Below are 21,816 nucleotides of genomic sequence, written 5' to 3'. Positions count from 1 at the left end.
CGCGGCAGGGCAGGGATTAACGAATGGTTTTCGGGGTCATTACACGGCGCGCGCCAACGTAGTGGCGTACCCAGTAATCTTCGCTCAGAGAAGTGATTTGAATGTCCTGGCCGCTACGGGGGGACTGGATGAATTTCCCGTTGCCCACGTAAACACCCACGTGGTCAGCTGTGCCGCGACCCTGGGTGCGGAAGAACACCAGATCGCCGTTTTCCAGCTCGCCACGATCGACCGGTGAAGCATCGCGCAGGTGATACATTTCGTTCGCGGTACGCGGAATACGGAATTTCACCAGATCTTTGTAAGCGTAATACACCAGACCGCTGCAATCGAAACCGGTACGGGGTGAGGTTCCGCCCCAGCGATAAGGTTTGCCAATTTGTCCCATCAGCTTGTTCATCGCGGTTTTTTGCGCTTTCTGGACGCGCACTTTATGCACTTCCGCAACCTTCATTCCTTTAACACACTTCGCTTTGTGACCTTTGCGGGCCGTGCATTTTTCGGTAACGAGATTAGCGGCAGTTTGCTGGGCTTTGCGCGAGCTGGATGAGGTGGTGTGAGTGGTTTTAGTTTTGCTGGAGGCAGTACGTTTTGTCTGTGCGGTGGTTTTTTTCTTTTCGTTCTTACTGGTGGTTTTTTTCTTACGTTCTGTGACTTTCGCCAGGTGCGTTTTTTGTACAGCAGAATGCCGCGCCTGCTGGGAGGCGTTAGCCACTGGCGTGAAAGAGAGTGTCGTAAACAATAAAGCACAGAGCGTGATCGAGATTTTATTTATCCGCGCCACTGGCCAGTCCCCTGGTAAATGCAGGTCATCAATCATACCTGCGTGTGATTTTCAAAACCCGTCGATTCTAATCTATAAAAACCCGATAAGTTAATAGCATTTTTCAATCTAAAATTGTGTTTCGTTAGCAAGTGCAAAAAAATTCATCAATCTGTAGCACTATTGCTTACTCCTTAAGCAAAACCTTACCCACAGCAGGGTTAAGCTACATTTGGAATGCAACTTATGCCGGTAACGTTTAAAATATATAGACGTGAAAAAAATGTTATTTTCCGATGCCGCTCTGAACCGCTACAATGTCAGACGAATGCCGTAACAGAAGTTAAAGGAAGCAAGACATGAGCACCACTATTGAAAAAATCCAGCACCAGATTGCTGAAAACCCAATTCTCCTGTACATGAAAGGTTCTCCGAAGCTGCCAAGCTGCGGTTTCTCCGCACAAGCAGTTCAGGCGCTGTCTGCCTGTGGCGAGCGCTTTGCTTACGTTGATATCCTGCAAAACCCGGACATTCGCGCTGAGCTGCCAAAATATGCAAACTGGCCGACCTTCCCGCAGCTGTGGGTTGATGGCGAGCTGGTTGGCGGTTGTGACATCCTGATCGAAATGTATCAGCGTGGCGAACTGCAACAGCTGATCAAAGAAACCGCTGCTAAGTACAAGACTGAAGAACCAGACGCAGAGTAAGTTATCTGCGAAAATAAAAAAGCGACCTGTCGAGGTCGCTTTTTTTTGTCGGGTGGTACTGCGCTTACCCGACCTACGATTGAATATCTGCCTCATCACCCATCGGCAGCGGCCAGCCGCCAAGACGTTTCCAGCGGTTCACAATTTCACAGAACAGTTCAGCGGTGCGTTCGGTGTCATATAACGCGGAATGCGCCTGAGTCCCGTCAAACGCAATTCCTGCCGTGATGCAGGCTTTGGATAATACCGTTTGTCCCAGCGCCAGGCCGCTCAGGGCTGCGGTGTCGAAGGTAACAAACGGATGGAAAGGGTTGCGCTTGAGCGATGCGCGTTCGGCAGCCGCCATCATAAAGCTGTGATCGAAGGTAGCGTTATGCGCCACCATGATCGCGCGGCTGCAATCATTGTCTTTCATACCTTTGCGCACCATTTTGAAAATGGCGTGCAGTGCATCGTATTCGCTTACGGCGCCACGCAGGGGGTTATGCGGGTCAATGCCGTTAAAGGCCAGCGCTTCTGGCTGTAAGTTGGCGCCCTCGAACGGGTCAACGTGGAAATGCAACGTGGTGTCCGGTGAAATCCAGCCCTGTTCATCCATCTTCAGCGTGATGGCGGCAATTTCAAGCAGCGCATCGGTTTTAGCGTTAAATCCGGCTGTTTCTACATCAATGACAACGGGATAAAAACCACGAAAACGGTCGCACAGACCGGTAAATTGAACGTTATCGGACATCAGGGTCTCTTACATGGGGAAAAAAGCAGTGCGCATTATGGCAAATTTTAAGAGGGGATGCAGTAAAACTACGGGCGCATATTGCGCCCTGCGGGATCAGTTGCCCAGACCGCGACCAGCGTCTTTGGCTTCAATCAGCTCGATTTTGTAACCATCTGGATCTTCAACAAAAGCAATGACCGTGGTGCCACCTTTGACCGGGCCTGCTTCACGGGTCACATTGCCGCCGTTGCTGCGGATGCGTTCACAGGCTTCAGCGGCATTTTCCACTTCCAGCGCGATATGGCCATATGCCGTGCCCAGCTCGTAGCTGTCTACGCCCCAGTTATAGGTCAGCTCGATAACCGCTTCATCTGATTCCGGGCCGTAGCCTACGAATGCCAGTGAATATTTGTATTCCGGGTTTTCGCTGGTGCGCAGCAGCGTCATACCCAGCACGTTAGTGTAGAAATCGACAGAACGTTGCAGGTCGCCAACGCGCAGCATGGTGTGAAGTAGGCGCATAATTTCCTCATTAACCAATGGATTGGATTATCTTTTTGAACAGAAACGATGTTTTAGTATAGCGGCGAAATGTCGCCGCTATCAATGCACAAGGAGGAATTACAGGGAAGGGTAGTCGGTGTAACCTTCAGCACCGCCGCCGTAGAAGCTTTCAGGGCGCTGTGGGTTCAGTGCCGTTTTACGTTCCAGACGGGCAACCAGATCCGGGTTAGCGATGTAATCGCGACCAAATGCCACTGCATCAATCAGCCCTTTGCTGATCAGATCTTCTGCTTTCTCTGGTGTATAGGCACCGGCACCGATAATCACGCCGTGGAAACGGTCGCGCACTTTCTGACGGAAAGCTTCAGTGTACGGCTGACCGCCTGCCCAGTCAGGTTCAGACATATGCAGGTAAGCAATACCGCGTTTTGCCAGCTCTTCAATCAGATACAGGGCATCCGCTTCTTCATTCGCACCGTTATCAACGTTCTGGAAAGAACCAATCGGGGAAACACGGATACCGATACGGTCGGCGCTCCACTCTTTGCAGACGGCATCAACCACTTCCAGAACCAGACGCGCGCGGTTTTCAACGCTGCCGCCGTACTGGTCAGTACGATGGTTAGAAGACGGCGACAGGAACTGGTGCAGCAGGTAGCCGTGAGCAGAGTGCAGCTCAACCAGGTCGAAACCGGCGTCACGTGCATTGGCAACGGCCTGACGGAAATCGTTAACGATACCCGGGATCTCGTCCAGCTCCAGCGCACGCGGCATAGAGGTATCGACGCGGATCGCATGACCGTTTTCATCACGCAGCGAGGTACGGGTGTTTGCACTCAGCGCAGAGGCGGAAACCGGAGCCTGGCCGCCAGGCTGGATGCTGCTGTGAGAGATACGACCGGTGTGCCACAGCTGTACGGCGATGCGGCCATCTTCAGCGTGAACACCGGCGGTGATTTTTTTCCAGGCTGCGATTTGTTCCGGGCTGTGCAGGCCTGGTGCGCCAGCATAACCTTTTGCCTGAGCAGAAATCTGCGTAGCTTCAGAGATGATAAGCCCTGAACTTGCGCGCTGGCGGTAATATTCACCCATCAGTGGGGTTGGGATATCACCCGGTTCAATGCTGCGAAGTCGGGTGAGAGGGGCCATGAATACACGGTTTGGCGCGGTAACGGCACCCACTTTCAGTGGGGTAAATAATTTTTCAGCTGACATAGAGACTCCTGAGTAGACCAGTCGACTAGTGATTAGGTAAATAAAAACGCCTGCTATACCTGTCATACTTCAAGTTGCATGTGCGTTGGCTGCACTCACTCACCCCAGTCACTTACTGGTGTAAGCTCCCGGGGATTCACTCCCTTGCCGCCTTCCCGCAACTCGAATTATTTAGGGTATTTACGCCAGGCGTTGTAATACTGCTTTTCACATGTGCCAGCGCGCTTTCCAGCGGCACGGCACTGCGAGAAATTTTGGCTTGCAGGTTTGCGCCTAACCAGAGCGCATAGAGAACCTGCGCCTGGGTCAGTGGCTCACCGGGGAAGGCCAGCGTTTTTTCATTGCGGCCTTTCTCAAGCGCCTGGGCCAGCAGGGCGATAACGCCGCTGGCACCTTTGTCCATGGCGGTACGCATATCTTCGGAAAGATCGCACACCTCCGCAGAAAGTTTTACCGTCAGGCATCCGCTGATAATGCCCTGCTGACAGAACTGGGTCAGCGTTTCCTGATAGTAGTTAAGAACACGATCCCGGTAGTTACCTTCGCCACTGGCAAAGTGGGTGGCAAGGCGCTGATGATAACTGGCATAGTGCCGTTCAAGCATCGCCACGCCAAAGGATTCTTTGGAGCGAAAGTAGTGGTAGAACGACCCTTTCGGCACCTCAGCGGTTTTTAACAGTTCGCTAAGCCCCATACCGGTAAACCCGCGATGCATACAAAGACGCTCGCCTGTAGCCAGTAAGTGTTCGCGCGTATCGTGTTCAGTATTTCTGCTCATGTCGGCACTGTAATAGACCAATCGGTCTATTACAAGCAGGTTTATTGACGACATGCGTTCAGGATATCCAGCTGTTGCTGATAAACCTTTGATTTCACGTTCATCATCCCCAGTACCGTTGAGAATAAATTGTCCTGTGAAACCGCATCTTTTGCTGCATGGTCGCGCAGGCATTGCTCGTTAACGCCGTAATTTTTCGCGTAGTCGGGAGAGAGCCAGAACATAAACGGAATATGCGTTTGTTGTTCAGGAGCCAGCATGTACGGTGTGCCGTGCAGGTAGATACCGCTTTCGCCCAGCGATTCACCGTGATCCGACAGGTAAATCAGCGCCGTGTTCATGCTGCCCTGGCGAGCTTTCAGGGTATCGATAGTCTTGCTCACGATGCTGTCGGTATAAAGGATGGTGTTGTCATAGGTGTTGATCAGTGCCTGATGATCGCAATCCTGAATCTCGTTGGTATCGCAGGTTGGCGTGAACTTGCGGAAGTTATCCGGGTAACGGCGATAGTACGCCGGGCCGTGACTGCCCATCAGGTGAATAACCAGAACCGTGTCCTGCTTCAGGCCGTCCAGCACGTTATCCAGACGATAGAAATTAACGTCATCAATGCAGGATTTGTCTTTGCAGAACTGGTCCAGCTTCCACTGAGTCATGTCCGTATGCGGGATACGGTCGCAAGCCCCTTTACAGCCGCCATCGTTATCGCGCCACAACAGGTTGATACCCGCATGTCCCAGCACGTCGAGCAACCCTTCCTGGTGGCGGGCGAGGTCAGCATCATATTTCTTACGTGTCATGCCAGAGAACATGCAAGGAACGGAGACCGCGGTTTCTGTCCCGCAGGAGGATGCCTGAGGGAAGTTGATAATGTTCTGCTTTTTCAGCTCAGGGTTGGTTTCACGGTCATAGCCGTTAAGCGAGTAGTTCGCTGCGCGGGACGCTTCACCGACCAACAATACCAGCACTGTTTTTTTCTGCTGCCCGGCAATCACCGGGCCTTTTTGGGCATCTTCACCAATACGTACCAGCGTCTGATCGCCTGCAAACCAGCGGGTTTTGCTGTACTTCATGATCGCGCTGACGTAGTTAGCAGGGGTCACCATCTTGACGATGCTTTTGTTGTTACGGAACAGCGATGCGTAATCTTTATAGAACACGGAGGCGACCAGAATGATCACCAGCAGCGCGCCGAGCATCGCGGCAATACGCGTCAGCAGCGCGTACCACCATTTACCGGTACGTATACGCGTCAGGGCTAACACCACGGATGGAATAAGACCGGCAATGACAATCCAGATGATCATCTGCGGTGTCACCAGGGCGGTCGCTTCCTGGGAGTTGGTTTCGAACACGTTAACAATCATGTTCTGATCGATAACCGCGCCGTAGGTATACATAAAATAGGTGGCTGCGGCACATCCCATGGTCAACAGGATAAGCAGCGGCTTACGGATAAAGGGGATATTGAGAATGCTAAAAACAATGACCCAGCCGCAAAAAAGCACCAGCGGAACGGATGCTGCGAAGAGCATATCATGCAGCTGTGCAGGGGCAATGATAGCCCAGCTGCGCTGGATGAACAGGGCATTCAGCGCGGTAAAAAAGAGGGCACAACCCAGAGTAAATTTAATGTCGTTACATTGTAACTTTTTAACAAACCACATCATAAACAAACCATTCTTTATCGTGATGCGGCGAGTATAGGGAGAGAAGATTAGTGAAACCTTAATGCCATATTTCTGTGGTAAAGCCCTTGCATGAGCGGCATTTAACGTCTTCACTGTAGGTGATAATCGGTTTCTGGAGGTGTGTGTGGCAGAGCAACTGGAGTTTTTCCCCATCCAGAGCCCGTGCCGGGGAATTTGTCAGGTGGATGAGCGCGGATATTGCCGTGGGTGTATGCGTACCCGCGACGAGCGTTTCAACTGGCAAAATTTTAGCGACACGCAAAAACAGGACATCCTGCGCCTGTGTCGGCAGCGTTTACTGCGCAAAATACGCGCAAACAAAGCAGGCGAAACCGAAGAACCGCAGCAACCTTCACTTTTTTAGCAGCGTAATTGCGTATACTCATGACATTACTTCCTTGAGGAAATTGTTATGGTTCAGCGCATTACCCTTGCACCCCAGGGCCCGGAGTTTTCCCGTTTTGTGATGGGTTACTGGCGGCTGATGGACTGGAATATGTCCCCTGTTCAGCTCGCGAGCTTCATTGAAGAGCATCTCGACTTAGGGATCACCACCGTCGATCATGCCGATATCTATGGCGGCTACCTGTGTGAAGCCGCGTTTGGTGAGGCACTTAAGCTGGTTCCGGCGCTTCGCTCGCGTATGGAGATTGTCACGAAATGCGGCATCGCCACCACGGCTAAACCTGAGCACGCGCTTGGTCACTACATCACTGACCGTGACCATATCGTAAAAAGCGCAGAGCAATCACTGGTTAATCTGGCAACTGACCATATTGATTTGCTGCTGATCCATCGCCCGGATCCTCTGATGGATGCTGATGAAGTGGCGGAGGCTTTCCTGAATCTGCATCAGAGCGGCAAAGTCCGTCATTTCGGGGTATCGAACTTTACCCCTGCGCAGTTCGCCTTACTTCAGTCACGCCTGCCATTTACGCTGGCCACTAACCAGGTTGAGATTTCACCTGTTCACCAGCCACTGCTGCTGGACGGTACGCTCGATCAATTGCAACAGCTGCGCATCCGCCCGATGGCGTGGTCGTGCCTGGGCGGCGGACGTCTGTTTAATGATGATGCCTTCCAGCCATTGCGTGATGAACTGAGCACCATCGCGCAGGAGCTGAATGCGGAAAGCATTGAGCAGGTAGTGTACGCGTGGATCATGCGTCTGCCGTCAAAACCGCTGCCGATTATTGGTTCTGGCAAAATTGAACGTGTGCGCTCGGCGATTGCCGCTGAAGCTCTGGATATGACCCGCCAGCAGTGGTTCCGCATCCGTAAAGCGGCACTGGGTTACGACGTCCCGTAATCCGCTAAAACGTGACCTCCCGGTGAAAATGCTGCCTCTGGTATAGACTTAAGGGGCAAAAAGAAACCCAGGAGGTCACATGAAGCGTTTTGCTCTGGCACTCGTGACACTGGCAGTATGCGCAGGGGCGCAGGCTGCCAGTGACGAAGTAGAAATGAACCTCGTTTCCCCACTTGGCGTAGGCCAGTCCGTCGGAACTGTAAAAATCACTGAAACCGACAAAGGGCTGGAGTTTGCTCCTCATCTCAACTCCCTTCCACCCGGCGAGCATGGTTTTCATGTTCATACCAATGGTAGCTGTCAGCCCGCCCTGAAAGAGGGGAAAGCCTCGGCGGCAGAAGCCGCAGGTGGCCACCTTGATCCTGAACATTACGGTAAGCACGAAGGGCCGAACGGCATGGGGCACCTGGGCGATCTGCCCGTGCTGGTGGTTGACAAAGATGGCAAAGCCACGACGCCAGTCATTGCGCCGCGGCTCAAAAAATTGGATGAAATCAAAGGCCGGGCGCTGATGATCCACGTGGGCGGCGATAACATGTCCGACAAGCCTAAACCTCTGGGCGGTGGCGGCGCACGTTATGCCTGTGGCGTGATGTGATCGCCAATAGTGCCCGGTGGCGGGGCCTGTTCCAGCTGCGACAGCGAACAGTGCAGCCGCCAGATTATTGAGGCTAAATCGCGTGCGGCCGGGAGATGGTGGCGCGCGAGGGTGTCGCAAATACGCTGAAGCTCAACGAGCGTGGCTTCCAGCGGACGTTGCTGAACACCGCGTTCACTCATCACATCGCGCAGTAACGCGATACAGATATCCCTAACCTGCGCCAGCGGATCAGACCGGGTTTCCCATGCACGCAGCTGCCACACCACATGTGAACAGTTAAGCAATACCACGCCCCAGCGCAGCAGCCAGCGGCGCGCGAGAACATCCTGACTGTTATTCAGCTGACTCACGTGATGATACACAAGGGATTCATACTCGCTTTCACGCAGATGGGGCTTACGGCTGAGCTGATCGACAAATCCCCGGCGAAGCTCGCGAATATGACGCCGACTTTTGCGCGCATCAGAGCCCGGACGGAGCACCGCAAACGCCAGCCAGGTTAACGCCACACCAAGGATTTTTGCCAGGTTGTCGTTGAGGAAGTTAGCAAAATCATAAACGGGTGGATTGGTGACCGCGATAAACGATCCCATAAAAACGATAAGCTGCCCCCAGAGCCCGGCGAGTTTTGGCATTTGTAGCTTCAGCAATTGCATGGTGGTGAGCAGAGGGAAAAGAAACAGCAGGAACTGCCACAGATCTGTGATTTGCACCATCAGGCCAAACATCACCACAAAACTGAACAGTGACAGCAGTATCAGCGTACGCAGTAACAGCGTCAGGGAGTTAAAGGGTGAAGGGGAAACCGAGTACAGTACGCTGCTAATGGAGGCGAGGGTCAACGCGGCGGAGGTGCTGTCCCACTGGGTTGCGATGCCCCATGTGCCCACCAGGGTAAGCGCGCAGAACGTACGAAAACCGCTCCACAGCGCCTCCATGTTATCGGTATGCCGCGCCAGCGCAGGGCTTTGCGGAACAGAGAACTCCGTAATGGGCGTGGCATTTTCTACGGCGCGGATCCAACGGCTGCTCAGCAGGTAAAGCCGACAAAAATAGCGCAGCCGCTGCCAGAACGCCCGGTGGCGATAGTCATATTCATCCACTGGCGCCACCGGTGCAATAATGCGCGCCACGCTATAGAAGTCGGCCGTGGGTCGCGCAAGCTCGACCAGCAGCGCTTCAATGATTTCACGGGTGTTTTCCGGCGGATTGGGCCAGTTAAGCAACATCCGGCGCAGGCTGGAAATGGCGCTGGTCATACGCAGTTGCTGATGCAGCAGATAGTTAAGCAACGCGTTCTGCCTGCGGAAACGATAGTGGCTCCAGAACGCCTGGATACGCAGTAAATTCATGGTCAGGATCTGGCCGATGACTTTTTCGTGCGCAAGGCGAATTTCGTCGTTGGTGTCGGGCTGCCAGAGAAGACTTGCGTGTTCCAGTAAGCGGGTATGCATGGTTTTTAATGCGGCGATCAGCGCTGTGCCATCCGATGTGCTGGGCAGGATCATCATCATGACCCCGCCGCACAGAATACCGATAATGACTTCACACACGCGCGCCTGGGCGATATCCCACAGTTCGGTAGTGTCCAGGACGTTAATCACCGGGAAGGCAATAATGGCGGCGGTATAGCCTGCCAGCTGAAATGCGTAGGCCACGTTATTGGTAAAATGCGCGCAGGCCCAGGTACAAAAGCCCAGCCACGTCGCCATGCTCAGTAAAAACAGCCAGGGATCGTTAAGGGTATGGCCAGCGATGATCAACGCAGCGGTAGCGCCGAGCAGACTGCCCGCCACGCGTCCCAGACTTTTACTGATAACCCCGCCAACGGTGGGGAAGCTCACCACCGCCGCAGAGGTCATCGCCCAGTAGGGCTCGTCCAGGTTCAGATAGTAGGCCACCATGAGTGCAAGACACATGGCAATGCCGTTACGCAGTGCATAACGCCACTGCGGGCGGGTTGCTTTTATCCAGGGGGTGTTACGACAGGAGAAAGCGGAGAGGTTCATCAACGTGTTCCGACAGAGACGGTACAGGTTGTGCCTGAAACCAGCGTGATGTCTTTCGGCAGGTTGTCAAACTCCACGCGAACCGGAACGCGCTGGGCAAGACGCACCCAGGGCACGTTCGGTTTGATATCCGGAACCAGGCCGGAATCTGTCTCGACGCTTTGATCGTAAATGGCCCGGCCAATGCTTGATACGTGACCCTGTAACGTTTGTGAGCCGCTGTACAGTGTTATCCGCGCCGGCGCACCTTCCTGAATATGGCGCAGCTTCGTCTCTTCAAAATAACCGACAACATAGAATGAGTGGCTGTCTACCAGCGCAAACACCGGCTGCCCCGTGGTGGCGTAATTCCCCACGCGCGTGGAGAGGTTCGTTACCCATCCATCAACCGGAGATGTCACCACCGTTTGCGTCAGTTGCCACTGGGCCTGCTTAAGCGTCGCTTCGGCGACATCGACGCTTGCCTGCATGGCTTTCACATTAATGTTGGCGGTGTCTAAATCTTCCGCAGAGATATAATTTTGCGATAAATGGCGGCGACGATTGGCTTCGTTGTTGGCTTTCGCCAGGTCAGACTGCGCTTTGGCAAGCTGCGCCTGTGCATTCAGGATAGCGATGTGGTAGGGCGTCTCGTCAATACGGAACAGCACATCGCCTTTTTTAACAAACTGGTTATCTTTAACAAGAAGCGTCGTGATACTGCCGGAGACCTGCGGGGTGATATTGACCTGCTCGGCGCGGATTTTACCGTCGCGCGTCCACGGGGACTGCATGTAGTAGGTCCACATCCACCAACCGGCAACCAGTGCCAGGGCCAGAACCAAAAGAGTGGAAAAGTATTTTAGTGTTTTCAGGGACATATTCACCACACAATCAACACGGCAAGGCCAAGACATACGGAAAGAGCAAACAGGGAGAGATCCATCAGCATCGGGTGCCAGATTTCACCGGAATACATCCAGTCTCGCAGCAGGCGGTGTACAACCAGCCAGATTAAAAAACCGACAAAAACGGCTTTAAAAAGAGGAGGAAAATAGACTGATGCACCGACAATCAAGTCCTGGAGGGGTAACCCCGCGGAGCTGTAAGAAAACTTCACGAGCAGAGATCCTTTGCAGTTGAAAGGGTGGCCACAGTGGCCAGTCATTACACGATGAGGCGTGAGTATTCAGTGTAAATCATACTTTCAACATCGCTGAATGCAGTATTGCATTTGTTTTGGCAATATAAATGCTGCACACTATTCTAAAATCAGTATAATAACTTAGCAAGCTAATTATAAGGAGATGAAATTGGAATCGCCATTAGGTTCTGATCTGGCAAGGTTAGTACGCGTCTGGCGTGCTCTGATTGACCATCGCCTGAAACCTCTGGAATTGACACAGACGCATTGGGTCACGCTGCATAACATTCATCAGCTGCCACCCGAACAGTCGCAAATTCAACTGGCCAAAGCGATTGGTATTGAGCAACCGTCGTTGGTACGAACGCTCGATCAGCTGGAGGAAAAGGGGCTGATCTCACGGCAGACCTGCGCCAGTGACCGTCGCGCCAAACGGATTAAACTCACTGAAAAAGCAGCGCCAATCATTGATGAGATGGAAGCTGTGATCAGCAAAACGCGAGGGGAGATCCTGTCCGGGATTTCTCCGGCGGAACTTGAGATGCTTATTAGTCTCATTGCTCGTCTTGAGCAGAACATCAGCGAGTTGCAGTCCCGCGACTGATAACATAAAAAAGCCTTGCATCAGCAAGGCTTTTTTTTACTGGAAGACCACCACGCGGTTACGTCCTGTCTCTTTGGCCTCATACATCGCTTTATCCGCGCTTTCCACGCACTCCTCAGCGGTTATCTGTGAAGATGTCGCGGTAAACACCCCCATGCTGATGGTAATAGGCTCCGGAAGCTGTCCGTTACTGCTGCTCTTATCAAAACTGCTTAAGTTGAGGCGAATACGCTCTGCAACCTGGCGCGCGGCATCGGAATCGGTATTGGCCAGCATCAGGACAAACTCTTCGCCACCGATGCGTGCGGCAATATCCTGAGGACGCACGGAATCCATCAGCAAATTGGCGACAAACTGCAATACCTTGTCGCCCTGTAAGTGGCCATAGCAGTCGTTGATGCGCTTGAAGCGATCGAGATCGCTGACGATAACGGAAACAGGGCGAGTCGCTTTTGCCGTTGCAAGGGACTGGTTTAACGCGTCATAAAAATAGCTGCGGTTGTAGAGACGGGTCAGCGGATCGCGAATCGAATTTTGATAAGACTGCTGGTACTTTAAATGTGAATCACGATAGAGATTAAATACATCATAAAGCAGAACCAGAATGATGAGTAAGGTTGCCGCAGTTTCAAATAAGCGGGCGCGATACCAGGCGATGTCTTCAGCGTGCCCGCCGAAGAACAACATCCCCAGCGTCACGATATAACAGACACATAAAAAAGTACCGCCGACCCAGAACAGGTTGCGCAAACGCGTAATAGCGATCAGTGCCACTAATGCCACTAGCCACAAAATGATAAGCAATATATTGATTAAATGGCTCCAGAGAACCATAAATTGCCGGGTTTCATTATCCACTAAATCAATCGTCAGTACTGATGAATGGCCGGAAAAAAGCCATGCCAACACAACCATACATGCGGTGAATATAAAAATAGCAATAATAATGCTGATATGAGTCAGTCGAGATAAAGGGTAATCCCGGACCATATACAGTAGCGCAGCAAAGATAATCAATACCGCCATCAGGAGATGGCGAAACGTGAAGAAAATCATCGCGTCGTTATAGTTAACGATGTCGAACTGGTAGAGATCAAGCCAGGCAGGGAAGCTCGACAGCGTCCCGGTCATCAGCAGCATCGACCCGGTGAAAGCGCAGGCGATGGCGACCAAATACAAGCGTCTGCGATCGCACCAGTATTTCATGGACATAAAACACGCAATAAACAGATGAAACACGAGTAAAAATATGGTGAGCGTCGGGAATAATAAGGGTGAAAATGACGGGACTAACTCGACCAGTTTTAAAAATGAACCCTGTAATATCCCAATGACAATTATGCAGCCAAAGAAGAAAGCGATATAGCGGTTCTTTATGTAACGTTCAATCGTATTCATGCGTTTATGTTAAAAAAAATAATAATTTATTAAAGAGGTGTGAGTCTGCTTAGTTTAACAACGTCATGAACAAATACTTTGCGCAGGAGCAATATAAGAAGGGGAAACTAAATAGTGGGGAAGGTATTTTGTAAATATATATATTTAAATGATGAATATTGTAAAAGGATGCAGCCAGTTGGCCGCATCCTCTTTGGTATTAACGCGGAGAAACGGTAACCTGGCTACCGTTGCTGGCCAGAACAACACGCTGACCGGCTGCAAACCTGGTGCTACCCTGTTTTTGCACAACCATGATGGTGTTGCCGTCGTCCTTACGGATTTCCAGTTCAACACCCTGCGTTTTGTTCATCGCGCCCTGAACGCCCTGACCTGCAACACCACCGGCTACGGCGCCTGCGGCTGTCGCCAGAGAACGACCCGTACCGCCGCCTACGGTGTTACCCAGGAAGCCACCCAGTACGGCACCGCCGATTGCGCCAACAACGTTGTTGTCATCGCCGCCCTGAATTTGTACAGGACGTGCATTAACGATAGTACCGTAAGTCACGTTCTGAACTTGTTTAGCCTCAGACGCGCTATAAACGTCACCGGAAAGGGAATCGTTATTCACACAACCCGCCAGCGTCAATCCAATCAGCGAAACGCCCAGTACACGTAAAATCATTTGAATCTCCTGTTCACCAAAAACGCCCAGTCAGGGCATCCGTTATGGCTAAATTATATGGCATAAGAGGCCATAGTTCATATCTTTGCACTAACAATAGGAAAATTGTACTTGAATTTGGCTTAACGAGGCATAAACAAGAAGCCCCCTGGTTACGTGTCTGACATTGTTAAAAAATATTATCTCTGCATAGCAAAGCGACGCCGTTTATGGTGGAGTGTGGGTAACTCGCCCACGAAACGTAAGGAAAGCGCATGAAATCGGGTCGCTATATTGGTGTGATGTCAGGTACCAGTCTTGATGGTGTCGATGTTGTTCTGGCTGCCATAGATGAAAACATGGTGGCACAGCAGGCGAGCCTGACCTGGCCGATCCCTGTTTCGCTTAAAGAAGCTATCCTGAGCATCTGTCAGGGCCAGCAGCTTACGCTGTCACAGCTTGGACAGCTTGATGTGCGCCTGGGCGCGCTCTTCGGCGATGCGATACTGGCGTTGATGCAAAAAGAGAAGCTGCAACCGCAGGATGTGGTGGCGATCGGCTGTCACGGGCAAACGGTCTGGCATGAGCCGACCGGCGATGCGCCACACACGATGCAGATTGGTGATAACAACCAGATTGTCGCCAAAACCGGTGTGACCGTTGTGGGCGATTTTCGTCGTCGGGATATCGCGCTGGGTGGGCAGGGCGCGCCGCTGGTCCCCGCGTTTCACCAGGCGTTGCTGGCGCACCCAACAGAACGCCGGATGGTGCTCAACATCGGCGGCATCGCTAACCTGTCAATGCTTATCCCGGGCCAGCCCGTTCGTGGCTACGATACCGGGCCGGGCAATATGCTGATGGATGCCTGGATCTGGCGTCAGTATGGAAAACCTTATGACAAAGACGCCCAGTGGGCCTGTGAAGGAAAAGTGATCATTCCTCTTTTACAATCCATGCTGAGCGACCCGTATTTTGCTGCACCTGCGCCAAAAAGCACCGGGCGCGAGTATTTCAACTATGGCTGGCTTGAACGTCAGCTGATGCCATTCCCCGCACTTTCCCCTAAAGATGTACAGGCAACGCTTGCAGAACTGACGGCCACGTCGATTTCCGAACAGGTTCTCCTCAGCGGCGGATGTGAACGCCTGCTGGTGTGTGGCGGTGGCAGCCGCAACCCGCTGGTGATGGCGCGTCTGGCCGGGTTATTGCCAGGCACCGAAGTCACGACGACGGACGATGCCGGGATCAGCGGCGATGATATGGAAGCGCTGGCCTTTGCCTGGCTTGCCTGGCGCACCATCGCCGGATTACCTGGGAATCTTCCGTCGGTAACCGGCGCGCGTGAGGCGAGCGTGCTGGGTGCGATTTTCCCGGCAAATCCACGTCATAATCAGAGTTAACTGAAATTCAGCGCTGCGTGTAGCCGTTAAAATGGAAAGAAAACAGGAGGGCAGCAGTGTCCTCCAGGACCAGGATAGTCTTCGGAATACGCCCATGAAAAAACTTCTTCTTATTGCTGTGCCTTTACTGCTGTCAGGGTGCAGCGTCTATAACCAGTTCGTTGAACGTATGCAGACCGATACCCTGGAGTATCGTTGCGACGAAAAACCGCTGACCGTGAAGATCAACAACCCCCGTCAGGAAGCCAGCTTTGTGTACGACAACAAACTGCTGAATCTGAAGCAGGGCATGTCTGCGTCAGGTGCGCGTTATACCGATGGCATTTATGTTTTTTGGTCTAAAGGCGATGAAGCAACGGTCTACAAACGTGACCGCATTGTGCTGAACAATTGCCAGCTACAAAATCCGAAGCGTTGAGATTTTTACAGGGGCGGCGCACAATAGCGCCACCTATTGTCAATTTCAGCTAACGCCATGTCAGATAACGACGAATTGCAGCAAATTGCGCATCTGCGCCGTGAATACACCAAAGGCGGCCTGCGTCGCCAGGATCTTCCCGCCGAACCCCTGGTGCTTTTTGAACGCTGGCTGAAACAGGCCTGTGAAGCAAAGCTTGCCGACCCGACCGCAATGGTGGTTGCCACGGTTGATGAGACCGGTCAGCCGTACCAGCGAATCGTGCTGCTGAAGCATTACGATGAGAAAGGGCTGGTGTTTTATACCAACCTGGGCAGCCGTAAAGCGCATCAGATTGAAAACAACCCGCGTGTGAGCCTGCTGTTCCCGTGGCATATGCTGGAACGTCAGGTCATGGTCACCGGTAAAGCCGAGCGTCTTTCCACCCTGGAAGTGCTGAAATATTTCCACAGCCGCCCGCGCGATAGCCAGATTGGTGCCTGGGTCTCTAAACAGTCCAGCCGAATCTCTGCCCGCGGTGTACTGGAAAGTAAATTCCTCGAGTTAAAACAAAAGTTCCAGCAGGGTGAAGTCCCGTTGCCAAGCTTCTGGGGCGGATTCCGCATCCCAATCGAGCAGATGGAGTTCTGGCAGGGCGGTGAACATCGCCTGCACGACCGCTTTTTATACCAGCGCGAGAATGCTGGCTGGAAAATCGACAGACTGGCGCCGTAATCCCCGAAATTTGTTGTTTTAAGCGCTAGCGCTACGTGCGCCAGCGCTTTATTCTATGTACCTTTCGCATCAGGCGAAAAGTCGTGTACCGGCAAAGGTGCAGTCGTTTATACATGGAGAATTTGATGGCAAGCAGTAACTTGATTAAACAATTGCAAGAGCGGGGCCTCGTGGCCCAGGTGACGGACGAGGAAGCGTTAGCAGAGCGACTGGCGCAAGGCCCGATCGCGCTCTATTGCGGCTTCGATCCCACCGCTGACAGCTTGCATTTGGGGCATCTTGTTCCATTGTTATGCCTGAAACGCTTCCAGATGGCAGGCCATAAGCCTGTTGCACTGGTTGGCGGCGCGACCGGTCTGATTGGTGACCCAAGCTTCAAAGCCGCTGAGCGTAAACTGAACACCGAAGACACCGTGCAGGAGTGGGTGGACAAGATCCGCAAACAGGTTGCGCCGTTCCTCGACTTCAACTGTGGTGAAAACGCTGCAATTGCCGCGAACAACTATGACTGGTTTGGCGGCATGAACGTGCTGACCTTCCTGCGTGACATCGGTAAACACTTCTCTGTTAACCAGATGATCAACAAAGAAGCCGTGAAGCTGCGTCTGAACCGTGACGATCAGGGCATCTCTTTCACCGAGTTCTCTTACAACCTGCTGCAAGGTTATGACTTCGCCTGCCTGAACAAACTGCACGGTGTGGCCCTGCAAATTGGCGGTTCTGACCAGTGGGGTAACATCACCTCCGGTATCGATCTGACCCGTCGTCTGCATCAGAACCAGGTGTTCGGCCTGACGGTTCCACTGATCACCAAAGCCGACGGCACCAAGTTTGGTAAAACCGAGGGCGGCGCAGTATGGCTCGATCCGAAAAAAACCAGCCCGTACAAGTTCTATCAGTTCTGGATCAACACCGCAGATGCTGATGTCTACCGCTTCCTGAAATTCTTCACCTTTATGGACATTGAAGCCATCAATGCACTGGAAGAAGAAGACAAAAACAGCGGCACTGCACCTCGTGCGCAGTATGTTCTGGCTGATGAAGTGACCAAACTGGTTCACGGCGAAGAAGGCCTGGCTGCGGCAAAACGCATTACCGCAAGCCTGTTCAACGGTACGCTGAGCGATTTAAGCGAAGCGGACTTCGAACAGCTGGCGCAGGATGGCGTGCCGATGGTTGAGATGGAAAAAGGCGCAGACCTGATGCAGGCGCTGGTGGATTCTGAGCTGCAACCGTCCCGCGGTCAGGCTCGTAAGACCATTGCCTCCAACGCCATTACCATCAACGGTGAAAAACAGGCCGATCCTGAATATACCTTTGTTGACGGCGATCGTCTGTATGGCCGCTACACACTGTTGCGTCGCGGTAAGAAGAATTACTGTCTGGTGTGCTGGAAGTAATCAACAGTATGCAGGGGCGGGGGAAACCACGCCCCTTTGTTTTTTCAGGGTTGTGGTAAGCAAAAAATGAAGAATATCCTCGCCATTCAGTCCCACGTTGTATTTGGACATGCTGGCAACAGCGCAGCGGAATTCCCGATGCGTCGTCTCGGTGCCAATGTCTGGCCGCTTAATACCGTTCAGTTCTCTAACCATACCCAGTACGGGAAATGGACCGGCTGCGTGATGCCGCCTTCACATCTCACGGAGATTGTGCAGGGCATCGCTGATATCGACCAGCTCAAACGCTGTGACGCGGTGTTGAGCGGTTATCTGGGCTCAGCGGAGCAGGGCGAACATATTCTCGGCATCGTGCGTCAGGTGAAGGCGGCGAACCCGGCGGCAAAATACTTCTGCGACCCGGTAATGGGGCACCCGGAGAAGGGCTGCATCGTGGCACCTGGCGTGGCTGAGTTTCACGTGCGACACGCGCTGCCCGCGAGCGACATTATTGCGCCCAACCTGATTGAACTGGAGATCCTCTGCGAGCACCCGGTTAACAGCGTAGACGAGGCTGTCAGCGCTTCTCGCGAGCTGATTGCGCAAGGGCCTGAGATTGTACTGGTCAAGCACCTGGCGCGCGCAGGGCTGAGCCGTGACCGTTTTGAGATGCTGCTGGTGACGAAAGACGAAGCCTGGCATATCAGCCGTCCGCTGGTTGATTTTGGCATGCGTCAGCCAGTTGGCGTGGGCGATGTGACCAGCGGTCTGCTGTTGGTGAAATTACTGCAAGGCGCAACGCTTCGTGATGCGCTGGAGCATGTGACTGCCGCCGTGTACGAAATCATGACCGCGACGAAAAATATGCAGGAGTATGAGTTGCAGGTGGTTGCGGCGCAGGATCGTATTGCGAAGCCGGAGCACTATTTCAGCGCAACTCAACTTTAGACACCGCCCGGCGGCGCTGCGCTTGCACGGGCCTACGGAATTTGTAGGCCGGGTAAGCGTCAGCGCCACCCGGCAACACAGGCCGCTCAGTTAATTCAAACCTTCCGCTTTCAGCGCCGCAGCAACCGCAGGGCGCGCCGCCACCCGCTCCATATACGATGCAATATGATCTAACCCTTCCAGGTTCAGCTTAACCGCACGCGCCCAGCGCAGAACGGTAAACAGATACGCATCTGCAATGGTGAAACGCTGGCCACAAATCCACTGATCGTCTTTCAACGACTCGTTAATGTACTGAAGTTTTTTCTCCAGCAGAGCACGCACGGTAGGTTTGTACTCTTCCGGTGTGTCAGGGCGGAACAGCGGCGTAAAGCCTTTGTGCAGTTCGGTCGCGATATAGTTCAGCCACTCCAGTGTCTTATAACGCGAGATACTGCCGGTCGGTGCCAGCAGCTGGCGGTCCGGGACGTTATCCGCCAGGAACTGCATAATGGCAACGCCTTCTGTCAGCAGTGTACCGTCATCCAGCAGCAGCGCCGGAACTTGTCCCTTCGGGTTAATAGCAAAGAAATCGTCGCCGTTTTCCAGGCGTTTTTTCATCAGGTCAACGCCGTCCAGCGTGAAATCTTTACCGCTCTCGCGCAGGGTAATATGGGAAGCAAGAGAGCAGGCGCCCGGTTTGTAGAACAGTTTCATCGGTAACTCCTTTTTGCTGAGGTTTCAGCTATGTTAGTGCGCGAACGAATAAAAAAAAAGCCGCTAACACAAAGTTAACGGCTTCTGTTCAGTCGTTCCCCGATGACATTATGCTGTTACGGTTTTGGTCGCTTTAGCAGTTTTGTCGTCGTCCTGAGTCATACGATTCAGTTTAGGTGCAGTCAGCAGCATCAGCACAGCGATAACTGCGGTAGCCACACCAATCTGCATGAATACCGTACCGTAGACGTTCAGAGAAACCAGTGGGTCGGTTACGTTCTCTGGAACGGCCATCAGGTTAGCAATCTTACCGGCGATAATCGCTGCACCGGCAGTGGTCAGGAACCAGCTACCCATGATGAAGCCCATCAGACGCTGTGGTACCAGCTGAGCAACCATCGCCAGACCCAGACCGGAGATCATCAGCTCACCAATAGACTGGAGAGCATAGCTCAGGATCAGCCAGTTAACGGAGACGATACCTGCGTCGGTCGCAAATTTGGTACCCAGTGGCAGCACCAGGAACGCACCAGAGCACAGCACCATACCAATCGCGAACTTGTGCGGCATTGGCAGACGGTCACCCATCTTGTTATAGATAGCGGCCAGAATCGGGCTACCAATCATGATCCAGAACGGGTTCAGGGCCTGATACTGCTCCGGCTCGAACGCGATACCCAGAATAGAGTGCTCAACGTTACGGATAGCGAAGAAGTTCAGAGACGTTGGCATCTGGCTGTACAGCACGAAGAAGATAATCGCTTCCAGCATCAGGATAAACGCAACAATCATCTTACGGCGAGCAGCGCCCTGCATGGCGAATGCTTCTTTCGCGAAGATGCAGACGATACCCAGTGCAACCACGCCCAGCACAGCACGTGCCACGCCCTGGTTGTGCAGCAGCCAGGTGGCGATTGCCGCGAGGATCACAACACCCACGATGGTTGCCAGCAGTTTGCCCACATGCACAGGTTCGAAGTCTGGTTTTGAACCGTAGTCTTTAACCCACTTCTTGCAGAAGGCGAAGTTAACAACGGTGATCAGCATCCCGACAACAGACAGGGAGAACGCAACGCTCCAGCCGAATTTCGCGGCCAGCCATGGTGTTGCCAGCATAGAGAAGAAGGAACCGATGTTCACGGACATGTAGTACATGGTGAATGCACCGTCCAGACGCGGGTCATCTTTGCTGTAGCAGGTAGAAAGCAGTGAAGACGGGTTCGCTTTGAACAGACCGTTACCGACTGCAATAGTCGCCATACCCATGTAGACCACAGCCGCATCGTGACCGGACCATGCAACCAGTGCATAACCGATTGCCAGGACGATCGCGCCCAGCATGATGACACGTTTGGTACCCAGAACTTTATCACCCAGCCAGCCGCCGATAGCGACCAGACCGTACACCAGAGCACTGAATGAAGAGAACAGCGTGATGGAATCTGCTTCGGACATACCCAGTTGTTTAACCAGGTAAACCGCCATGATCCCTTGCAGGCCGTAGTAACCAAAACGCTCCCATAACTCGATAGAGAAGATGAGATAGAACGCTTTAGGTTGTTTGAAAGCGTTAAGACTTATGCTCTCATCTGTTGGTTTATTGTTTGCAGTAGACACATATACCTCTTTTTTTACATCCCATATTAACGGGGGGTGTTCATAGCGTGATGACCGTAGTCCATCCGCCTTATAGTTATATTGGGAGGGGAAACGGCGGGTAATGTTCACTATCCTGACCCATCTGGCAATACGTTTGTAATGATCTGTTACATATATCTGGGGCGGTATAATACTCGGGTCATGCAAATGTTATTCAGCGTTAAATTTCATTGGTTAAGGATTGTTGGTTTTTTTCACTGCCACAAACCCCAAAAAACCCGTATTCGGCAATATGTTCTGCTATTTGACCTCATGGCCAGTGATATAGCCCATATTCTGAAAAATGACTGGTCTTATCTGCGGTAAAAGAACGGTTAAATATTGTCTGGCAAAGGGTTTACACAGCTTTTCACAACAAAAATCCAACATGGAGTTATCAGAGTGATCTCGATCACAGATGTATAGAAATTTTTGGTGATGAAAAAACAATTAACCTGTTTGAGTGTTAAATGACCGAACAATCGACAGGATCAAGGATGGCTAATGCGGACAATAAGTGGTCGAAAGGAAGGTTCACAGTGAGAGCTTCCTTTCATAAC

At 52.5% G+C, this 21,816-nt stretch carries 23 protein-coding genes; 10 read left to right on the top strand and 13 right to left on the bottom strand.

Annotation, left to right across the window (positions count from 1 at the left end; genetic code table 11):
- Nucleotides 1-16: 16 nt before the first annotated feature.
- Nucleotides 17-784, bottom strand: a complete 768-nt coding sequence (locus F3J30_RS07430; RefSeq protein ID WP_166716836.1) for a C40 family peptidase — start codon at nt 782-784, stop codon at nt 17-19.
- Between the two features lie 338 nt (nt 785-1,122).
- On the opposite strand from F3J30_RS07430, the gene grxD reads away from it, so the two are divergent.
- Nucleotides 1,123-1,470, top strand: coding sequence for a monothiol glutaredoxin 4 (gene grxD, locus F3J30_RS07425; protein ID WP_014069964.1), 348 nt, complete (start codon nt 1,123-1,125; stop codon nt 1,468-1,470).
- Nucleotides 1,471-1,543: 73 nt separating this feature from the next.
- On the opposite strand, the gene rnt is transcribed toward grxD, so the two are convergent.
- The 5 genes from rnt to eptA form a co-directional block, all read right to left on the bottom strand.
- Nucleotides 1,544-2,203, bottom strand: a complete 660-nt coding sequence (rnt, locus tag F3J30_RS07420; protein WP_166716835.1) for a ribonuclease T — start codon at nt 2,201-2,203, stop codon at nt 1,544-1,546.
- Nucleotides 2,204-2,299: 96 nt separating this feature from the next.
- Nucleotides 2,300-2,707 carry a lactoylglutathione lyase gene (gloA, locus tag F3J30_RS07415; RefSeq protein WP_014069966.1) on the bottom strand — a complete coding sequence of 136 codons (408 nt, stop codon included), beginning with the start codon at nt 2,705-2,707 and terminating at the stop codon, nt 2,300-2,302.
- Nucleotides 2,708-2,806: 99 nt separating this feature from the next.
- Nucleotides 2,807-3,904, bottom strand: a complete 1,098-nt coding sequence (locus tag F3J30_RS07410; RefSeq protein WP_014069967.1) for an alkene reductase — start codon at nt 3,902-3,904, stop codon at nt 2,807-2,809.
- A 136-nt stretch (nt 3,905-4,040) separates the two neighbouring features.
- Nucleotides 4,041-4,682 (bottom strand): TetR/AcrR family transcriptional regulator, encoded by a 642-nt coding sequence (locus F3J30_RS07405; protein WP_166716834.1) that lies wholly within the window; start codon nt 4,680-4,682, stop codon nt 4,041-4,043.
- Nucleotides 4,683-4,723: 41 nt separating this feature from the next.
- Nucleotides 4,724-6,349 (bottom strand): phosphoethanolamine transferase EptA, encoded by a 1,626-nt coding sequence (gene eptA / locus F3J30_RS07400; protein WP_166717141.1) that lies wholly within the window; start codon nt 6,347-6,349, stop codon nt 4,724-4,726.
- A gap of 148 nt (nt 6,350-6,497) precedes the next feature.
- On the opposite strand from eptA, the gene F3J30_RS07395 reads away from it, so the two are divergent.
- The 3 genes from F3J30_RS07395 to sodC all read left to right on the top strand — a co-directional run bounded on the left by F3J30_RS07395 (nt 6,498) and on the right by sodC (nt 8,280).
- Nucleotides 6,498-6,737 (top strand): DUF1289 domain-containing protein, encoded by a 240-nt coding sequence (locus tag F3J30_RS07395; protein WP_014069969.1) that lies wholly within the window; start codon nt 6,498-6,500, stop codon nt 6,735-6,737.
- 48 nt (nt 6,738-6,785) lie between these two features.
- Nucleotides 6,786-7,682: an aldo/keto reductase family oxidoreductase gene (locus F3J30_RS07390; protein WP_166716833.1), complete on the top strand. Its 897-nt coding sequence runs from the start codon at nt 6,786-6,788 to the stop codon at nt 7,680-7,682.
- 79 nt (nt 7,683-7,761) lie between these two features.
- Nucleotides 7,762-8,280 carry a superoxide dismutase [Cu-Zn] SodC gene (gene sodC / locus F3J30_RS07385; protein WP_014069971.1) on the top strand — a complete coding sequence of 173 codons (519 nt, stop codon included), beginning with the start codon at nt 7,762-7,764 and terminating at the stop codon, nt 8,278-8,280.
- Here the strand turns inward: sodC and F3J30_RS07380 are convergent.
- Genes F3J30_RS07380 through F3J30_RS07370 form a run of 3 tightly spaced genes read right to left on the bottom strand, consistent with a single transcriptional unit; the run spans nt 8,259 to nt 11,391 of the window.
- Nucleotides 8,259-10,292, bottom strand: coding sequence for an FUSC family protein (locus F3J30_RS07380; protein WP_166716832.1), 2,034 nt, complete (start codon nt 10,290-10,292; stop codon nt 8,259-8,261). The two genes, sodC and F3J30_RS07380, sit on opposite strands and share 22 nt — an antisense overlap.
- Entirely contained in the window at nt 10,292-11,152 is an 861-nt protein-coding gene (locus F3J30_RS07375) for an HlyD family secretion protein (RefSeq protein WP_166716831.1), read from the bottom strand. Before F3J30_RS07375 ends, F3J30_RS07380 begins: the two co-directional genes overlap by 1 nt.
- 2 nt (nt 11,153-11,154) lie before the next feature.
- Nucleotides 11,155-11,391: a DUF1656 domain-containing protein gene (locus tag F3J30_RS07370; protein ID WP_166716830.1), complete on the bottom strand. Its 237-nt coding sequence runs from the start codon at nt 11,389-11,391 to the stop codon at nt 11,155-11,157.
- Between the two features lie 187 nt (nt 11,392-11,578).
- Here F3J30_RS07370 and slyA point away from each other — a divergent pair, with 187 nt between their 5' ends.
- Nucleotides 11,579-12,019 (top strand): transcriptional regulator SlyA, encoded by a 441-nt coding sequence (slyA, locus tag F3J30_RS07365; protein WP_041162049.1) that lies wholly within the window; start codon nt 11,579-11,581, stop codon nt 12,017-12,019.
- A 36-nt stretch (nt 12,020-12,055) separates the two neighbouring features.
- Here the strand turns inward: slyA and F3J30_RS07360 are convergent, their stop codons facing one another.
- Nucleotides 12,056-13,417 carry a GGDEF domain-containing protein gene (locus F3J30_RS07360; RefSeq protein WP_166716829.1) on the bottom strand — a complete coding sequence of 454 codons (1,362 nt, stop codon included), beginning with the start codon at nt 13,415-13,417 and terminating at the stop codon, nt 12,056-12,058.
- 199 nt (nt 13,418-13,616) lie between these two features.
- Nucleotides 13,617-14,084 carry an outer membrane lipoprotein SlyB gene (gene slyB, locus F3J30_RS07355; protein ID WP_014069977.1) on the bottom strand — a complete coding sequence of 156 codons (468 nt, stop codon included), beginning with the start codon at nt 14,082-14,084 and terminating at the stop codon, nt 13,617-13,619.
- A gap of 254 nt (nt 14,085-14,338) precedes the next feature.
- Here slyB and anmK point away from each other — a divergent pair, with 254 nt between their 5' ends.
- The 5 genes from anmK (at nt 14,339) to pdxY (ending at nt 18,922) form a co-directional block, all read left to right on the top strand.
- On the top strand, nt 14,339-15,463 hold the full coding sequence (gene anmK / locus F3J30_RS07350; protein ID WP_014069978.1) for an anhydro-N-acetylmuramic acid kinase: 1,125 nt from the start codon (nt 14,339-14,341) through the stop codon (nt 15,461-15,463).
- Nucleotides 15,464-15,557: 94 nt separating this feature from the next.
- Nucleotides 15,558-15,881 carry a C-type lysozyme inhibitor gene (gene mliC / locus F3J30_RS07345; protein WP_166716828.1) on the top strand — a complete coding sequence of 108 codons (324 nt, stop codon included), beginning with the start codon at nt 15,558-15,560 and terminating at the stop codon, nt 15,879-15,881.
- 57 nt (nt 15,882-15,938) lie between these two features.
- Nucleotides 15,939-16,595 (top strand): pyridoxamine 5'-phosphate oxidase, encoded by a 657-nt coding sequence (gene pdxH, locus F3J30_RS07340; RefSeq protein ID WP_014069980.1) that lies wholly within the window; start codon nt 15,939-15,941, stop codon nt 16,593-16,595.
- A 125-nt stretch (nt 16,596-16,720) separates the two neighbouring features.
- Nucleotides 16,721-17,995, top strand: a complete 1,275-nt coding sequence (gene tyrS, locus F3J30_RS07335; RefSeq protein ID WP_166716827.1) for a tyrosine--tRNA ligase — start codon at nt 16,721-16,723, stop codon at nt 17,993-17,995.
- A gap of 66 nt (nt 17,996-18,061) precedes the next feature.
- Nucleotides 18,062-18,922 (top strand): pyridoxal kinase PdxY, encoded by an 861-nt coding sequence (pdxY, locus tag F3J30_RS07330; RefSeq protein ID WP_166716826.1) that lies wholly within the window; start codon nt 18,062-18,064, stop codon nt 18,920-18,922.
- Nucleotides 18,923-19,012: 90 nt separating this feature from the next.
- On the opposite strand, the gene gstA is transcribed toward pdxY, so the two are convergent.
- Both gstA and dtpA read right to left on the bottom strand, forming a co-directional pair.
- Nucleotides 19,013-19,618 carry a glutathione transferase GstA gene (gstA, locus tag F3J30_RS07325; protein WP_166716825.1) on the bottom strand — a complete coding sequence of 202 codons (606 nt, stop codon included), beginning with the start codon at nt 19,616-19,618 and terminating at the stop codon, nt 19,013-19,015.
- 108 nt (nt 19,619-19,726) lie between these two features.
- Entirely contained in the window at nt 19,727-21,235 is a 1,509-nt protein-coding gene (gene dtpA / locus F3J30_RS07320) for a dipeptide/tripeptide permease DtpA (RefSeq protein WP_166716824.1), read from the bottom strand.
- Nucleotides 21,236-21,816 lie beyond the last annotated feature (581 nt).

Source organism: Enterobacter sp. Tr-810 (genome assembly GCF_011752765.1).
GTDB lineage: Bacteria > Pseudomonadota > Gammaproteobacteria > Enterobacterales > Enterobacteriaceae > Enterobacter > Enterobacter soli.
Note: the sequence above shows the minus strand (reverse complement) of the source record. Positions and strands in the feature narration are given on the sequence as shown.

Excerpts from the sequence above, each read along its gene's own strand:
- slyA (WP_041162049.1), top strand. The coding sequence starts at position 11,579 with ATGAAATTGGAATCGCCATTAGGTTCTGATCTGGCAAGGTTAGTACGC.
- tyrS (WP_166716827.1), top strand. The coding sequence starts at position 16,721 with ATGGCAAGCAGTAACTTGATTAAACAATTGCAAGAGCGGGGCCTCGTG.
- F3J30_RS07375 (WP_166716831.1), bottom strand. The coding sequence starts at position 11,152 with ATGTCCCTGAAAACACTAAAATACTTTTCCACTCTTTTGGTTCTGGCC.
- gloA (WP_014069966.1), bottom strand. The coding sequence starts at position 2,707 with ATGCGCCTACTTCACACCATGCTGCGCGTTGGCGACCTGCAACGTTCT.
- gstA (WP_166716825.1), bottom strand. The coding sequence starts at position 19,618 with ATGAAACTGTTCTACAAACCGGGCGCCTGCTCTCTTGCTTCCCATATT.
- F3J30_RS07410 (WP_014069967.1), bottom strand. The coding sequence starts at position 3,904 with ATGTCAGCTGAAAAATTATTTACCCCACTGAAAGTGGGTGCCGTTACC.
- grxD (WP_014069964.1), top strand. The coding sequence starts at position 1,123 with ATGAGCACCACTATTGAAAAAATCCAGCACCAGATTGCTGAAAACCCA.
- rnt (WP_166716835.1), bottom strand. The coding sequence starts at position 2,203 with ATGTCCGATAACGTTCAATTTACCGGTCTGTGCGACCGTTTTCGTGGT.
- sodC (WP_014069971.1), top strand. The coding sequence starts at position 7,762 with ATGAAGCGTTTTGCTCTGGCACTCGTGACACTGGCAGTATGCGCAGGG.
- F3J30_RS07380 (WP_166716832.1), bottom strand. The coding sequence starts at position 10,292 with ATGAACCTCTCCGCTTTCTCCTGTCGTAACACCCCCTGGATAAAAGCA.
- anmK (WP_014069978.1), top strand. The coding sequence starts at position 14,339 with ATGAAATCGGGTCGCTATATTGGTGTGATGTCAGGTACCAGTCTTGAT.
- F3J30_RS07405 (WP_166716834.1), bottom strand. The coding sequence starts at position 4,682 with ATGAGCAGAAATACTGAACACGATACGCGCGAACACTTACTGGCTACA.
- F3J30_RS07360 (WP_166716829.1), bottom strand. The coding sequence starts at position 13,417 with ATGAATACGATTGAACGTTACATAAAGAACCGCTATATCGCTTTCTTC.
- pdxH (WP_014069980.1), top strand. The coding sequence starts at position 15,939 with ATGTCAGATAACGACGAATTGCAGCAAATTGCGCATCTGCGCCGTGAA.
- eptA (WP_166717141.1), bottom strand. The coding sequence starts at position 6,349 with ATGTGGTTTGTTAAAAAGTTACAATGTAACGACATTAAATTTACTCTG.
- slyB (WP_014069977.1), bottom strand. The coding sequence starts at position 14,084 with ATGATTTTACGTGTACTGGGCGTTTCGCTGATTGGATTGACGCTGGCG.
- pdxY (WP_166716826.1), top strand. The coding sequence starts at position 18,062 with ATGAAGAATATCCTCGCCATTCAGTCCCACGTTGTATTTGGACATGCT.
- mliC (WP_166716828.1), top strand. The coding sequence starts at position 15,558 with ATGAAAAAACTTCTTCTTATTGCTGTGCCTTTACTGCTGTCAGGGTGC.
- F3J30_RS07390 (WP_166716833.1), top strand. The coding sequence starts at position 6,786 with ATGGTTCAGCGCATTACCCTTGCACCCCAGGGCCCGGAGTTTTCCCGT.